Genomic DNA, 14,126 nt, shown 5'->3' with positions numbered 1-14,126 from the left:
ACAATAGGTTCATGAGCGGGCAGACGAGCACACTGATCAGCAACATCGGCGAACTGATGACCCAGGACGCGGAGCATCGCGTCCTCAAGGATGCCGCCGTAGTAATCGAGGGTGAGCGGATTGCCTGGATCGGTCCGGCGTCGGAGGCTCCCTCGGCTGATGGGCACGTGGACGCGGAAGGCCGCGCCGTGCTCCCGGGGTGGGTTGACTCGCATTCGCACCTGATTTTCGCCGGAGACCGCACCGCCGAATTCGAGGCCAGGATGGCCGGCCAGAGCTACAGCGCCGGCGGCATCGCCGTCACCACGGGCGCCACGCGCGCAGCGAGCGACGAGGAACTGACCCGGCTCGCTGCCGGGCGCGTGGCAGAAGCCGTTTCCCAGGGCACCACCTACCTCGAGAGCAAGACCGGCTACGGACTGGACCTTGAGAACGAGGCCCGCAGTGCCCGCATCGCGGCAGCGACCGTGGACGAAGTCACCTACCTCGGCGCGCACTTGGTCCCGGCTGGAGCCGACGCCGAGGAATACACGGACCTCGTCTGCGGTCCGATGCTCGACGCCGTCCGGCCGTACGTGAAGTGGGCCGATGTCTTCTGCGAGCGGGGCGCTTTCACCGAAGAGCAGTCGCGCCGCGTCCTGACCGCGTGCCGCGACGCGGGCCTGGGCCTGCGCGTCCACGGCAACCAACTGGGTGAAGGACCTGGCGTGCAGTTGGCCGTGGAGTTCGGTGCGGCCAGCGTCGACCACGTCAACTACCTCTCGGCGGCAGACATCGGGGCGCTCGCCGGGACCTGGAGCGGCTGGGATGCCTCCACCGGAACGGGCACGCGCGGCACGGTTGCCACTTGCCTGCCTGCTTGCGATCTCTCCACCCGCCAGCCGCTCGCCCCGGGCAGGGCGTTGATCGACGCTGGGGTGCAGATTGCCTTGGCCGCGAACTGCAACCCCGGCACCTCCTACACGAGCTCCATCGCCTTCTGCGTCACCACGGCGGTCTTGCAGATGCACCTGAGCGTCCATGAGGCTGTCCGGGCGGCTACGTATGGCGGTGCGCTTGCGCTCGGCAGGGAGTCAGGCAATGACGTCGACGGCGAACGGGCGGTGGGCTCGATCGCCGTCGGGCACCGCGCCGACCTGCACATGCTCAAGGCGCCGTCGGCGACCCACCTGGCGTACCGGCCCGGTATCCCGCTGACTTTCGCCGTGTGGCGGGCGGGCGTCCGCGCTGTCTAGCGGCGCCTCCGCAACGCTTCTCCCCACAGCTTTCGCAGCACAGGCAGGGCCTCTCCAGATGGAGGGGCCCTGCTTTTGCTTGGGCGTGTCCGAGGTGCCGCACGATCCTTGTGCGATTGAATATGATCGTTTAGTGTTTATATGGATCATAAAACGTCAAATGGTTGAGTGCTGAAGAGCGCGTCGAAGTAGCGCGGACAGGAATGGTAAGTGCGATGAGTAACAACACCCTCGGGGCCTTCATGGAAGAAGAGCTTGTTTCGCAGCCCGAGGTCTGGCAGCGGGCCATCGAGCAATCCAAAGCGGAGCACCTGCTTCCCGCCGACGGCGAGCGGATCGCCGTCGTCGGTTGCGGTACCTCATGGTTCATGGCGCAAAGCTATGCCGCCGCCCGCGAAGCCGCAGGCAAGGGCGTCACCGACGCGTTCGCAGCGTCCGAAGCCTTCCTCAATCACAACAGCGCGGGCCGCCAGTACGACGCCGTCATCGCCATTACCCGCTCCGGCACCACCACGGAGGTGCTTGAGCTCCTGGAAGCCTTGCGTGGAAAAGTCCGCACTATCGCGGTGATCGGCGACGTGAATTCACCCATCACCACCCTGGCCGACGCCGTGATCGGCCTTCCCTACGCGGACGAGAAATCGGTGGTCCAGACCCGCTTCGCCACGACCGCCCTCGTGTACCTCCTGACGAGCCTGGGCATCGAACTCGGCACCGCAATCGAGGACGCCCGACCGGCAGTGGCCGAGCCCGTTTCCCAGGAGTTGCTCGACGCCGAACAGTTCACCTTCCTCGGTACCGGCTGGACCGTTGGCCTGGCCCACGAAGCAGGCCTCAAGATGCGCGAAGCAGTTCAGGGCTGGACCGAATCCTACCCGGCAATGGAATACCGGCACGGTCCCATTTCCATCGCCGCCCCTGGCCGGGTGACGTGGATCTTCGGCCCGCAGCCCGAGGGCTTGGACGCCGACATGGGCCGCACCGGCGCCCTTTACGTCAATACCGGCAAGCACCCGCTCGCCGAGCTGGCCCGGGTCCATAAGGTCACGCTGGAGAGGGCACGCGTACGCGGCCTCAATCCCGACCTCCCGCGTAACCTCACGCGCTCTGTTGTCCTGAACGCCACGGCCTAGGCAATCCCATGGTTCTCGGAGCCGCTGAATCCGCAGTCCTGGCCTTCGATGTCGGAGGGACCGATCTGAAGGCAGGCCTGGTCGACACAGCCGGGAATGTCCTGGGTTTACGCCGCAGGGCTACGCCGCATGATCCTTTGCGGCCGGGCGAGGCGATCCTGGACGCCGTTGAGGCATTGGCCTCGGAATTTGCCGCTGAATTCCCCGCCCACCCGGCGAAGGCAGCATGCATTGTGGTCCCGGGAATCGTGGACTCCGACACCGGAGTGGGGATCTATTCGGCGAACCTGGGCTGGCGGAACTTTCCCTTTGGGGAAAAGGCCGCGCAACGCCTCGGACTGCCGGTCTCCTTCGGGCACGATGTCAGCACGGCCGCCGAAGCCGAATTCCGTTTCGGAGCGGCCCGGGATTTTCGCAACGTCGTGGTGATGGTGGTCGGCACCGGGATCGCCGCCGCTGTCATCTCCGACGGGTACCCGGTACGCGCAGGCGGCTTCGCCGGGGAACTGGGGCACGCCCTCGTTCCGGACCCCGACGGTCCGGGCCACACGATCCTCGAGGCCGTCGGCTCCGCCGGAGCGATCGCCCGGCGTTACAGCGACAAAGCCGGAACTCCGCGCGCCGGTGCCCGTGAAGTCCTCGAACGGGCCACAGCCGGCGATGCCCTTGCGGCCCGGATCTGGGCCGACGCCGTGGACGCCCTCGCGTTCAGCCTCAGCCAATGCGTCAGCATCATCGGCACCGAAGCAGTGGTGGTGGGAGGCGGGCTTGCCGAAGCCGGAGAAGGACTCCTGCAGCCACTGCGTTCCCGCCTCGATGAGCTGCTCGATTTCCAACGCCGGCCCATCATCATGCGCGCCCAACTGGGCCAGGATGCGGGTTTGCTTGGCGCCGCCATGAGGGCCCGGGCCCTGCTCCCGGCTGCGAAGGCCGCCTCCGGCACGGGGACGGGGCGATGAACCAGCCGATGAACCAGCCCATGAAACGGGTCATCACCGTTACCCCCAATCCGGCCATCGACCTGAGCTACCACGTCGCCGGGATCACCCCCGGAGCAAGCCATCGTGTTGCCGCGCCCCTCAGCCGCGCAGGCGGAAAAGGCCTCAACGTTGCGCGCGTGGCGCACCAGCTGGGCCATCCCGTGCTGGCACTCGCGCCCTGCGGCGGCACGGCGGGTGCCGAATTCGCTGCCGAGCTGCTCAGCAGCGGCGTGCCGCATCGCCTGGTTCCAGTCGCCGCGGACACTCGGCGCAGCATCGCCCTCGTCGATACGGTGGGCGGCGAAACGTCCATCTTCAATGAAGAGGGCAGTCCCCTCCAACCGTCAGAATGGCAGGCGCTGGCCGCCGCCGTCGTCGACGCCCTGGACGGTCAAAGCCCGGGAGTGCTTGTCGGTTCCGGCAGCCTGCCGCCCGGCGCTCCGGCCGACTTCTACCCGGCGCTGGTGCGCCTGGCGCACGACGCCGGGATTCCCGCCGTCGTCGATACCTCCGGTCCGGGGATCATCGCCGCCGCACGCGCCGGGGCGGACCTCCTCAAGCCCAACAACCACGAGCTCCTCGAAGCAACAGGGGAAAGCAGCCTGGACGTAGCGGCAGAGCGTTTGATCGGGCTCGGGGCCAAGACGGTCCTGGTCAGTTCCGGCGCCGACGGCATGCTCGCGTTCCACCATGCCGCCCGCGGAGGGTACTGGGTCGCCCGGCTCCCGGAACCACTCAGCGGCAACCCCACAGGAGCCGGCGACGCCGGAGTGGCGGCGGCCGCCGTCGCGCTCGCCGACGGCATCACCGACATCCCCACGATCCTCCGCCGGGCAACAGCCTGGTCCGCCGCCGCGGTGCTCATGCCGGCCGCCGGCGAGATCTCGCCGCTCTGCGCGGACCTCGAAGACCAACTCATTCTCAGCTGGAAGGAGACCCTGTGACGCTCGTCAGTACACGGGAACTCATGGACACCGCCACGGCCGACGGAATCGGACAGGGCGCCTTCAATGTCATCCACCTCGAAACCGCGGAAGGCCTGGTTGCCGGGGCGGAGTCGGCTGGTGTTCCGTTGATCCTGCAGATCTCGGAGAACTGTGTCCGTTTCCACGGCGGACTCGTACCGATCGCCCGGGGTGCCATGTCCATTGCCCGGGACTCTTCGGTGCCCGTGGCCCTGCACCTGGACCACGCCGAATCCGAAGAACTTGCCCTGCAGGCTGTCGACCTTGGCTTCGGGTCCGTCATGTACGACGGCGCGCACTTGCCGTATGACGCGAACGTTGAAGTCACGCGTCGGGTCGCCACCTACGCCCAGGACCACGGGGTCTACGTCGAGGCCGAGCTCGGGAAGGTGGGAGGCAAGGACGGTGCCCATGCCCCGGGGGTCCGCACCGATCCGGCCGAAGCCCGTTCCTTCGTGGAAGCCACCGGCGTCGACGCCCTCGCCGTCGCCGTTGGTTCCTCGCACGCCATGACCGAACGCAGCGCAGCCCTGGACCTGGCCCTGATCACCCGGCTCAAGGAAGCCGTCCGGCTGCCGCTCGTCCTGCACGGGTCCTCCGGCGTAGCAGATGAAACGCTGGTGGCGGCAATCCGGGCCGGTATGACTAAGATCAACGTATCCACACACTTGAACGGGTTCTTCACCCGCGCCGTCCGTGAGTACCTGGATGCCAACCCTTCCGTGGTGGACTCCCGCAAGTACATCAAGGCCGGACGTGACGCCCTGGTGTTGGAAACCGCACGTCTGCTGACGCTGTTCGCGAAAGTGAACTAGTCCCAATTTCCGGAAGGTTCGTGATGACCCGCAACGATCGACTGACAGCCATCCTTGATCTCCTCGCCGAGTCAGGGCATGTTGAGGTCGAGGATATCGTGACCCGCTTGGCCGTCTCGCCGGCGACGGCCCGCCGTGACCTGGACAGCCTCGCCAAGCAGCGGCTCCTGAGCCGAACCCGCGGGGGTGCGACCACGGGATCCGTGGCGTACGAACTTCCGGGGCGCTACAACAGGGATGACCACGCCGAGGCCAAGCAGCAGATTGCCTTGGCCGCTTCGGAGCTCATCATGCCCGGGGCCGTGATCGGACTCAGCGGAGGCACCACCAACACGGCTTTGGCCCAGGTGCTTTCTACCCGCGAAGACCTGAACGCGCCCTCCAACCGGCCCATGCTGACGGTGGTCACCAACGCCATCAACATCGCAGCCCAGCTTGCCGTGCGCCCCAACATCAAGATCATGGTCACCGGCGGCATCCTGAACCCGCGTTCCTACGAACTTGTGGGGCCCTACACCGATGTCATCATGCAGAAGGTTGCCTTGGACATCGCCTTCATCGGGGTCAACGGCGTCGATCCCAAGATCGGGCCCACCATCACCGACGAGGGAGAAGCCATGGTGAATACCGTCATGGCCCGGCGTGCCACCGACTCCTATGTCCTGGCCGACTCCACGAAGATCGGCAAGCGTGCCTTCGCGGCAATGGCCGGGTACGACTTCCGGCGGCTCATCACCGATTCGGGCATCACGGCAGAAGACAAGGCTGCGTTTGAAGCAAGCGGCACCGAAGTGATCGTGGCCAAGGACGACTAGCTTCGATAAGTGACCGTCAGAAGACCATCGGGGGAGCATTCAGCACGGTTTCATCGGTGCTGCGCTGCACCCACTGGCTGAACGGCGTGTCCAGATCGTACTTGTCCTGGTCGTTGCGGATCAGTGTCCGTAGCTCCGCGTTGCCCGGGTTGTTGAGAGATTCGAAGTACTCCACAGACCAGTGGAACCACCGCATGCAGAAGAGCCGCATGGTGAGGCCATGGGTCACCAGCAGGGTGTTGGGCGCGTAGTCGGGTTTCTCCCAATGCCGGTACAGGGTTTCCATGAAGGACGAAATCCGGTCATACACATCGGAGCCTGATTCGCCCTCGCGGAACCGGTAGAAGAAATGCCCGTAGAGGTTGCGGAGCTCCTTCTGGTCCCCGATGTCTCCGGCGATCTGGAAGTTGGCCCAGTCCTGTTCACGCAGCCGGGGCTCCTCGATGACTCTTTCCGTGAGGCTGCCCAGATTCAGTGCCTCAAGGGTCTGGTAGGCCCGAAGGTACGGAGAGACGTAAACGCATACGGGTTCGCCGTCGAGCTTCCTGCGCAGCGCCTCACCCGCAGCCCGTGCCTGCTCTACGCCAAGCTCCGTCAACGGGATGCGGTAATCGGGCACACGGTTGTAGATGGAAGTGTCGGCGTTGGCGGCGGACTGGCCGTGCCGGATCATGAAGATTCGTGCTGGCGCGCTCATCCCACCAAGCATAGGCTCAGGAGTGGCCCGGCCCGCGCAGGCGGACACTGGTGGACCCGGCTCACGGGAAACCTCAGGCAAATGAAGGCAAGATAGGAGCATGCTCCTAGCCTCAACGCGCCGGTTGCGCGCCGAAGTACTGATCGTCCTTGGCCTGTCCCTGGGCCAATCGGCCGTGTACTCCGTGGTGCAGTTGTTGGACAAGATGACCCAAGGGCCTTTGGCCCATGCGACGTCCACGCTCAACCGCTCGCAGAGCACGCGCGAGTACTTCGATCTCACCTACCAGCTGCTGGACATCGCGTTTGCCCTGGTCCCGGTGGTGTTGGTGTTCTACTTCCTGTCCTTGCACCGCCAAACCGCGGAGAGTCCCTCGGGCTTCACCCGGCTGGGCTTCAACTTCGCCCGCCCGGGCCGTGACGCGTTGCAAGGACTGGGCCTCGCCGCGCTGATCGGGATCCCGTCGCTGGGCCTCTACGCGGCCGGCCGCGCCCTCGGGATTACGACGGCGATCATCCCCAGCGGCCTGGACTCCTACTGGTGGACAGTGCCCGTCCTGGTCCTCTCCGCGGTGCGGCACGCCGTCGTCGAAGAAGTCATCGTGGTGGGCTACCTCCTGGACCGGTTCGGGAAGTTCGGGTGGAGCACCACGCTGGCGATTGTGCTCAGCGCGCTCCTTCGCGGCAGCTACCACCTGTACCAAGGCTTCGGGCCCTTCATCGGCAATGCCGTCATGGGCCTCGTGTTCGGCTGGATCTACACCAAGACCAAGAGGGTCATGCCGCTGGTGGTGGCCCATGCTCTCCTGGACATCGTGGCGTTCGTCGGCTTCAGCGTCTTCGGCAAGGCAATCGGGCTGGGCTGAAGCGCGTTAAAAGGTTTCGGCCGCCACTGCGGGGTGACGTCATTGGCACCCGCATATGGCGGCCGAAGTTTTTCCCGGGCACTCCTGGCCCGATGGTCCGTCAGATGGTGACGGCTCCGTTGGCGGTTTCGAACGTTACCGACATGATTCCCGGCGTTCCGTGCGGAGCCATCCATTGGACTGCAACGTCCTCGAGAGGCTTCTCCACGGGTTCCCCTAGCCACTCGGTGACACGCTCCGCGGAGCCGGCGATGGTGAGGCTGGACATCTTGACGTCGCTCGGGTAGACGAGGGACGGGTGAAGTGCAGGGTCGCCCTCCCACCGCAGCAAGTAGGGAACCTGGGGATCGGCGATGAGCCCCAGGATGCCGATTTGCGACCAGACGAGTTCGCGGCCGTCCGGGAACTTGCGGTTGCCAGGAACGGCGGCGCGTCCAAGCCGCTGTTCGAACGGGCTCAGGTCGTCCACAGCGACGCACCAGCCCATCCAACCACCTCCCGCGGCGGAGCGTGCACGGACGGCTTGTCCAAAAGGTGCCTTGTCGGATGCCGGGTGGTCAAGGACCTCGACAACTTCCAGGTATTTGTGGTCAGCAAGGGGAATGATCATGTTCCGGGTACCGAAGCGCGGGTGCACTCCGCCCCGGACTGCGTCCACTCCCAATGCTGCGGAAATCCGCTCGGTGGTGGCCAAAAGGCCATCTCGTTCACAAGCGTAAGAGACGTGATCCATGCGCATGGCTTCATCTTGGCACTTTGTGATGGAGCTCTCAGCTAAGTCAAGCCTAACCAAGGTGGGATGTATCGAAAAGGCAGCTCAGAGTCACTTCAGGACGTGCCGGGACCGAAAACTACTGTGTTCGTCACAAAGCTTCCGGAGCCCGCAACACCATCCCTAGACTGGCGGCAACCGAACACCGGCAGGCTGAATACTTCGGCCCGGCAAGCTGAAGCACGGCAAGAGCCCAGACAACCAGGAGTCCGCATGTCCCAAGGATGGTCATTCGAAACGCGCCAGATCCACGCCGGTCAGGAGCCGGACTCCGCCACCGGAGCCCGGGCACTCCCCATCTACCAGACCACCTCGTTCGTGTTTCCCAGCGCGGAAAGCGCTGCCAACCGCTTTGCGCTCGCCGAGCTGGCGCCCATCTACACCCGGATCGGCAATCCCACGCAGGATGCGGTGGAACAGCGCATAGCGAGCCTGGAAGGCGGCTTGGCCGCGCTCCTGCTGAGCTCCGGCCAGGCCGCGGAAACGTTCGCCATCCTCAACGTCGCCGAGGCCGGTGACCACGTGGTGGCCAGCCCGAGCCTCTACGGCGGCACCTACAACCTGCTGGCGCATACGCTGAAGAAATTCGGAATCTCGGTGACCTTCGTCGAGGACCCGGACAACCTCGACCACTGGCGCGAGGCCGTGCAGCCAAACACCAAGCTGTTCTTCGCGGAAGTTGTCTCCAACCCCCGCCAGGACGTTTTGGACATCGAAGGCGTCTCCCGCGCCGCGCACGAGGCTGGAGTCCCGCTCGTCGTGGACAACACCCTCGCCACGCCCTACCTGATCCGGCCCATCGAGTGGGGCGCTGACATCGTGGTGCATTCGGCCACCAAATACCTGGGCGGGCACGGATCCGCCATTGCCGGTGTCATCGTGGACTCCGGCAACTTCGATTTCGGCAAGGACCCTGAGCGGTTCCCCAACTTCAACACCCCGGACCCGAGCTACAACGGCCTGGTCTATGCCCGCGACCTCGGCAAGGACGGTGCCCTCGGCGCGAACCTCTCCTACATCCTCAAGGCCCGGGTCCAGCTTTTGCGCGACCTCGGCTCGGCAGTTTCACCGTTCAACGCTTTCCTGATCTCCCAAGGAATCGAAACCCTCAGCCTGCGGGTGGAACGCCACGTGGACAACGCCACCAAAGTGGCGCAATGGCTGGAAGGGCGCGACGATGTCGAATCGGTCGCGTATGCGGGGCTGCCATCCAGCCCGTGGTTCGAACGAGGACGGAAGTACGGGCCCCGGGGCACCGGAGCCGTGGTGTCCTTCACCATCCGGGGCGGGATCGACGCCGGCAAGCGCTTCGTGGACGCCTTGGAGCTGCATTCCCATGTGGCAAACATCGGCGATGTCCGTTCCCTGGTCATCCACCCCGCGTCCACGACTCACAGTCAGCTGACCCCAGAACAGCAGTCCGTGGCCGGCGTGAGCCCGGGACTGGTGCGGCTGTCCGTCGGGATCGAGCACATCGACGACATCCTCGCGGACCTCGAGTCAGGATTCCGGGCGGCCAAGGGCAGCTAGGCCAGTCGCCGGTTCGTTCCGTGATGGGTCGCCCACTCCGATGGGCGCCCCATCTCGCGGTTAGCCCGCGATGTAGTACCCGGAAGTGTCGGCTATGAGCTGCACTGTGCCGTTGGAGTTGTTGGTGAAGGAAATCGTACCGTCCGGAGCGACGGGCGTAATGGCGAAGTTCGGGATGATCTGTCCCGTCGCGTAGTTCACGTTCGAGGTGCTCGGCTGCGGGCTTCCTCCGGCGTAGGCGGTGATGAAGCCGAACGACGTCGGATTGGCCACGGTGATGTTCATCGCGACAGCGGAAATACCGGACACTGGAATGCCACCCTGTCCCGCGACCTTGACGTTGATGGTCTGCCCGGGGGCAACAGGTCCGTTGATCCCGCCGGTGCCGTTACGGGTATCCAATTGCCGGAACGGGGCCTGCGCGGAAAACGCGCCTGCGGTTGACGGTGTGCCCGCAAGGTAATAGCCCGAGGTATCGGCGATGATCTGGACGGTTCCGCCGGAGGTGTTCGTGAATGAAATCGTCCCGTCGGGAGCGACCGGCGTAATGGCGAAATTCGGAACGATCTGTCCCGCCGCGTAATTCACGTTCGAGGCGTTCGGTCGCGGAGTCCCGCCTGCGTAAGCGGTGATGAAGCCGAACGACGAGGGATTGGCCACCGTGATGTTCATCGCGACGGCGGAAACACCGGAAGAGGGAATACCGCCGCGGCCTGTGACTTTGACGTTGATGGTCTGTCCGGGGGCAACGGGTCCGCCGACGCCGCCGGTGCCGTCACGGGTATCCAGCTGCCGGGACGGGGCCTGGGCGGAGAACGTCCCGGGAGCGGGCGACGCGCCAGGCGTGAGGGAGTAACCGGTGATGTCGGCGATGAGCTGGACCGTGCCGTTGGAGCTGTTCGTGAAGGAAATCGTGCCATCGGACCCCACCGGCGTGATCGCGAAATTCGGGACGATCTGCCCTGGGGCAAAATTCAGGTTCGAGGTCGCCGGACGATTTGTTCCGCCGGCGTACGCGGTGATGAAGCCGTTCGACGTCGGGTTGGCCACCGTGATGTTCATTGCGACAGCGGAAACTCCGGTCGCCGGGAGGCCGCCGCGTCCAGCAACCTTGACGCTGATCGTCTGTCCGGGGGCGACCGGCCCGTTGACGCCACCGGTCCCGTCCCGCGTGTCAAGCTGCCTGCAGGGGGTTGTAGCCGCAAATCCGCCCAACGGGTCTTGCGACGGCGAAAAGAGCGACGGGCTGACGTACAGCAGCCGGTTAGGCATGCAGTTTCCGGTCGACTGGACTATTCCGGCTGTTGCGCCGACGGTCAACGTTGCCGAGACCTGCGCGGGGCTCCACGAGGGATGCATGGCGAGGAGCATCGCGGCCGCTCCTGCCGCATGCGGAGAGGCCATCGAGGTTCCGTTCAGGACAGCCGTTGCGGTATTTGACGTCTGCCAATCCGAGGTGATCTGGACTCCTGGTGCGTACAGGTCGACGCAGGGACCGTAGTTGGAGAACGATGCCTGCCGGTCGAAGCTGTCGCTCGCGGCCACCGTGATCGCGGCAGCCACGCGGCTGGGGGACAGCGTGCACGCGTCCGTGCTGGAATTGCCGGCCGCCAAGGTGACGATAATGCCGCTATTGATCGCGCCCTGGACAGCGTCGTCCAGGCTCTGGTTCGCAGGTCCGGAGAGGCTGAGGTTGGCGACGGCGGGTTGGCCGGGCTGGTGCTGCTGGACCATCCAATCGAGGCCGGCTATGACGTCGGAGGAGTATCCCGTACCGTCGCAACCAAGGACCCGCACCGGCACGATGGTTGCCGACTTGGCCATGCCGTAGGTGCTGCCGGCTGTGATGCCTGCTACGTGCGTCCCGTGGCCGGCGTCGGGCATTGCCGGATCGGTGCAGGGGGCATTGGCGGGCTGCCCCGAGAAGGCACTCCACCCCGCGGTCACCCGACCGCCGAAGTCCACATGGGTGCCAAGCACCCCGTTGTCCACAATGTAGACCTGAACCCCGGCGCCGCTCGAAGGCGGGGTGTAGCTCCCGGACAAAGGGAGGGTGCGCTGATCGGTCCGGTCGAGGTTCCAGGGTGCCGGCGCTTGGGTGTCCGAAATCCGTACCGGGGTGTCCCGCTCGACCGATGCCACGTGGCTCGACTTCGCCAACGCAGCGGCCTTCGCTGGCGTCGCCGTGACGACCGCGGCCTTCACGGCATGCGTGAACGTTTTGTCCACCGAGACTCCCTGCGAGCGCAGCTCCGCGGTCTTCCCGTCAACGTCGGTGCCTTCGGCGTAGTGGACCATGTATCTGTCTTCGCCTGCTGCCGGAGTCGTGTCGGCGTGCGCCGGCAGCGGCACTCCCACGGTGAAACCTGATACCAGCAAGAACAGGGCTATTGGAACGACGCCGGATGGCTTTTTCACGAGCTTCAATCTTCCTGTGACGCACAGTGGCGGCGGAGACATCCGAAGGATGCAGACTGCTGCGCCCAATTCTATCTCCAGTCACACAGGCATCACCCGTCTCTTCAATTTCAGACATCCACAACCCCGGCTTCGTGAACAAAACGCGGCCAAGTGTCACAAAGCTGTCATAATCTTCGTCAGAAGGGGTCCGGTTTTCCTAGACTCTTCCCATAGGTCATGAGTGCCAGCGACAGCCCCGGCTTGCTGGCCGGCAACCCTCCTTTCGCGGCGGGGTGCCCCGGGTGAAGACCTGGCCCTTCGCTGTGTTGGCGGCGGGCAAGCGCGATGTGAGGTGTCGACGAATGACAATTGCTGCAACAGCCATACCCCTTTCAGGTACCCAGGACGGAACCCTCAAGTATGTTTCCGTAGGAGGGCTCGAACTGGAGGCCGGGGGTTTCCTCCCTGAGGTCGTCCTTGCGTACGAGACATGGGGCCGGCTCAACGCCGACGCTTCCAACGCCGTCCTCGTGGAGCATGCACTGACCGGCAGCACCCATGTGGCCCGTGGCGAGAGCGACGAAGAAGGCTGGTGGGAGCAACTCGTTGGTCCCGGCGCCACCATCGACACGGACCGCTACTTCGTAGTCTCCGTCAACATCGTGGGAGGCTGCTACGGCAGCACCGGGCCGTCGTCGAGCGCTCCTGACGGCAAGCCATGGGGCTCCCGCTTCCCGCTTGTGACCCTGCGGGACAGCACTGTAGCCGAAGCCCGGCTCGCCGACGCCTTGGGGATCCACAGCTGGCACACCGTGGTGGGCGGGTCCATGGGCGGTGCCCGCGCACTGGAGTGGGCCGTCAGCTATCCGGACCGCGTCAAGCGATGTGCCGTGATTTCGATCGGGGCGTACAGCACTGCCGAACAGATTGCGTTCGCGCAGGCCCAGACGCTCGCCATCCGGCAGGACGCCGACTTCAAGGGCGGCGACTACTATGGCCAGGCCGCGCCCGAGGCGGGGCTGGCCCTCGCCCGGCGGATCGCCCACATCACCTACCGTTCGGCGGATGAACTGGACTTCCGCTTCGGCAGGAACGCCCAAGGCGGCGAGGCACCCCTACAGGCTGCGGCCTTAGGGGACCGGGGCCGCTACCAGGTGGAGAGCTACCTCGACCACCAGGGACGCAAGCTGGTCCAGCGCTTCGACGCCAACAGCTACATCGCCATCACTGAGGCGCTCATGAGCCACGACATCACTCGCGGCCGGGGCTCATTGGAGGACGCGTTGTCCGTGGCCACGGCGAAGTTCTTCGTTGCCTCGGTGGACTCGGATCGGCTCTATTTCCCGGAACAATCGCACGAGCTGGCCAAGGCCTTGCCCGGAGAAGTCCCCGTTCATGTGATCGAGGCGCCCATCGGGCACGACGGTTTCCTCACCGAGATCGGCCAGCTCGGCCCCCAGCTGCGGGAGGCGTTCTTCGGCTGAATCAGCCGTTCATGATCTCCTGGCGGAGCTTCATGTAGTCCTCCATGGCAATTTTCCCGTCGCTATACTCCTGGTCGAGTTCGGCCAGTTTCCGTGCCCGGTAGCCTTGCGGCGCGCTGTCCGGCTGGGGCGCGCTGTTCGCTTGCGGAGTAGCCGACGACCGCGGAGCGGCCTGAGGTGCGGGCATTCCCACCGGGGGTTGCGGCTCAGCCGGGAAGATGACCGGGGGTTGCTCCGGGTATCCGACGGGGTAGTGCTGCGGAGGATAGGGCTGCCCGGGGTAATCCTGCGGAGGGAAGTCCCGGAGCCTGCGCTGGCGCGATCGGTTGTACATGCGGATCCCCATGGGAATCAGCCAGGAGCAGACGATGATCCAGAAGATCACATTGTTCACAGTGGAGGGCCTCCCTAGTCTTTCACCAGCTTAGCCCCGCT

General features: G+C 65.2%; 13 protein-coding genes and 1 riboswitch. Of the genes, 9 read left to right on the top strand and 4 right to left on the bottom strand.

Translation table 11 applies throughout. From position 1 onward, the window contains the following. Positions 1–11: 11 nt before the first annotated feature. The 6 genes from hutI (at position 12) to QRN51_RS10295 (ending at position 5,943) form a co-directional block, all read left to right on the top strand. Positions 12–1,235, top strand: coding sequence for an imidazolonepropionase (gene hutI, locus QRN51_RS10320; protein WP_284989755.1), 1,224 nt, complete (start codon positions 12–14; stop codon positions 1,233–1,235). 215 nt (positions 1,236–1,450) lie between these two features. After that, positions 1,451–2,368, top strand: coding sequence for an SIS domain-containing protein (locus QRN51_RS10315; RefSeq protein WP_059387877.1), 918 nt, complete (start codon positions 1,451–1,453; stop codon positions 2,366–2,368). Positions 2,369–2,376: 8 nt separating this feature from the next. Continuing rightward, positions 2,377–3,327 (top strand): ROK family protein, encoded by a 951-nt coding sequence (locus QRN51_RS10310; protein WP_284989754.1) that lies wholly within the window; start codon positions 2,377–2,379, stop codon positions 3,325–3,327. Further along, positions 3,324–4,292, top strand: a complete 969-nt coding sequence (locus tag QRN51_RS10305; protein ID WP_284989753.1) for a 1-phosphofructokinase family hexose kinase — start codon at positions 3,324–3,326, stop codon at positions 4,290–4,292. The genes QRN51_RS10310 and QRN51_RS10305 overlap by 4 nt, the downstream gene beginning before the upstream one ends. Beyond that, positions 4,289–5,128 carry a class II fructose-bisphosphate aldolase gene (locus tag QRN51_RS10300; protein ID WP_284989752.1) on the top strand — a complete coding sequence of 280 codons (840 nt, stop codon included), beginning with the start codon at positions 4,289–4,291 and terminating at the stop codon, positions 5,126–5,128. Before QRN51_RS10305 ends, QRN51_RS10300 begins: the two co-directional genes overlap by 4 nt. A gap of 23 nt (positions 5,129–5,151) precedes the next feature. Continuing rightward, positions 5,152–5,943, top strand: coding sequence for a DeoR/GlpR family DNA-binding transcription regulator (locus QRN51_RS10295; protein ID WP_059387875.1), 792 nt, complete (start codon positions 5,152–5,154; stop codon positions 5,941–5,943). A gap of 16 nt (positions 5,944–5,959) precedes the next feature. On the opposite strand, the gene QRN51_RS10290 is transcribed toward QRN51_RS10295, so the two are convergent. Next, entirely contained in the window at positions 5,960–6,640 is a 681-nt protein-coding gene (locus QRN51_RS10290) for a histidine phosphatase family protein (RefSeq protein ID WP_059387874.1), read from the bottom strand. A gap of 100 nt (positions 6,641–6,740) precedes the next feature. Here QRN51_RS10290 and QRN51_RS10285 point away from each other — a divergent pair, with 100 nt between their 5' ends. Then, a complete protein-coding gene (locus QRN51_RS10285) occupies positions 6,741–7,505 on the top strand; it encodes a CPBP family intramembrane glutamic endopeptidase (protein WP_284989751.1) in 765 nt (254 codons plus the stop codon). Between the two features lie 100 nt (positions 7,506–7,605). Here the strand turns inward: QRN51_RS10285 and QRN51_RS10280 are convergent, their stop codons facing one another. After that, on the bottom strand, positions 7,606–8,244 hold the full coding sequence (locus QRN51_RS10280) for a VOC family protein (RefSeq protein ID WP_028266517.1): 639 nt from the start codon (positions 8,242–8,244) through the stop codon (positions 7,606–7,608). A 246-nt stretch (positions 8,245–8,490) separates the two neighbouring features. Here QRN51_RS10280 and QRN51_RS10275 point away from each other — a divergent pair, with 246 nt between their 5' ends. Next, complete coding sequence (locus QRN51_RS10275) at positions 8,491–9,807, top strand: bifunctional o-acetylhomoserine/o-acetylserine sulfhydrylase (protein WP_284989750.1); 1,317 nt, start codon at positions 8,491–8,493, stop codon at positions 9,805–9,807. Between the two features lie 60 nt (positions 9,808–9,867). Here the strand turns inward: QRN51_RS10275 and QRN51_RS10270 are convergent, their stop codons facing one another. Then, a complete protein-coding gene (locus QRN51_RS10270) occupies positions 9,868–12,225 on the bottom strand; it encodes a S8 family peptidase (RefSeq protein WP_284989749.1) in 2,358 nt (785 codons plus the stop codon). Between the two features lie 215 nt (positions 12,226–12,440). Continuing rightward, positions 12,441–12,556: riboswitch (SAM riboswitch) on the top strand. Positions 12,557–12,569: 13 nt separating this feature from the next. Between QRN51_RS10270 and metX the strand changes: the two genes are divergently transcribed. Continuing rightward, positions 12,570–13,691 (top strand): homoserine O-acetyltransferase MetX, encoded by a 1,122-nt coding sequence (gene metX, locus QRN51_RS10265; protein WP_284989748.1) that lies wholly within the window; start codon positions 12,570–12,572, stop codon positions 13,689–13,691. A 1-nt stretch (position 13,692) separates the two neighbouring features. Here the strand turns inward: metX and QRN51_RS10260 are convergent, their stop codons facing one another. Further along, positions 13,693–14,085 carry a hypothetical protein gene (locus QRN51_RS10260; RefSeq protein ID WP_284989747.1) on the bottom strand — a complete coding sequence of 131 codons (393 nt, stop codon included), beginning with the start codon at positions 14,083–14,085 and terminating at the stop codon, positions 13,693–13,695. Between the last annotated feature and the right edge of the window lie 41 nt (positions 14,086–14,126).

The organism is Arthrobacter sp. efr-133-TYG-120, assembly GCF_030209785.1.
In the GTDB taxonomy this organism is placed as follows: Bacteria; Actinomycetota; Actinomycetes; order Actinomycetales; family Micrococcaceae; genus Arthrobacter.
This window is presented reverse-complemented; position numbering and strand designations above follow the sequence as displayed.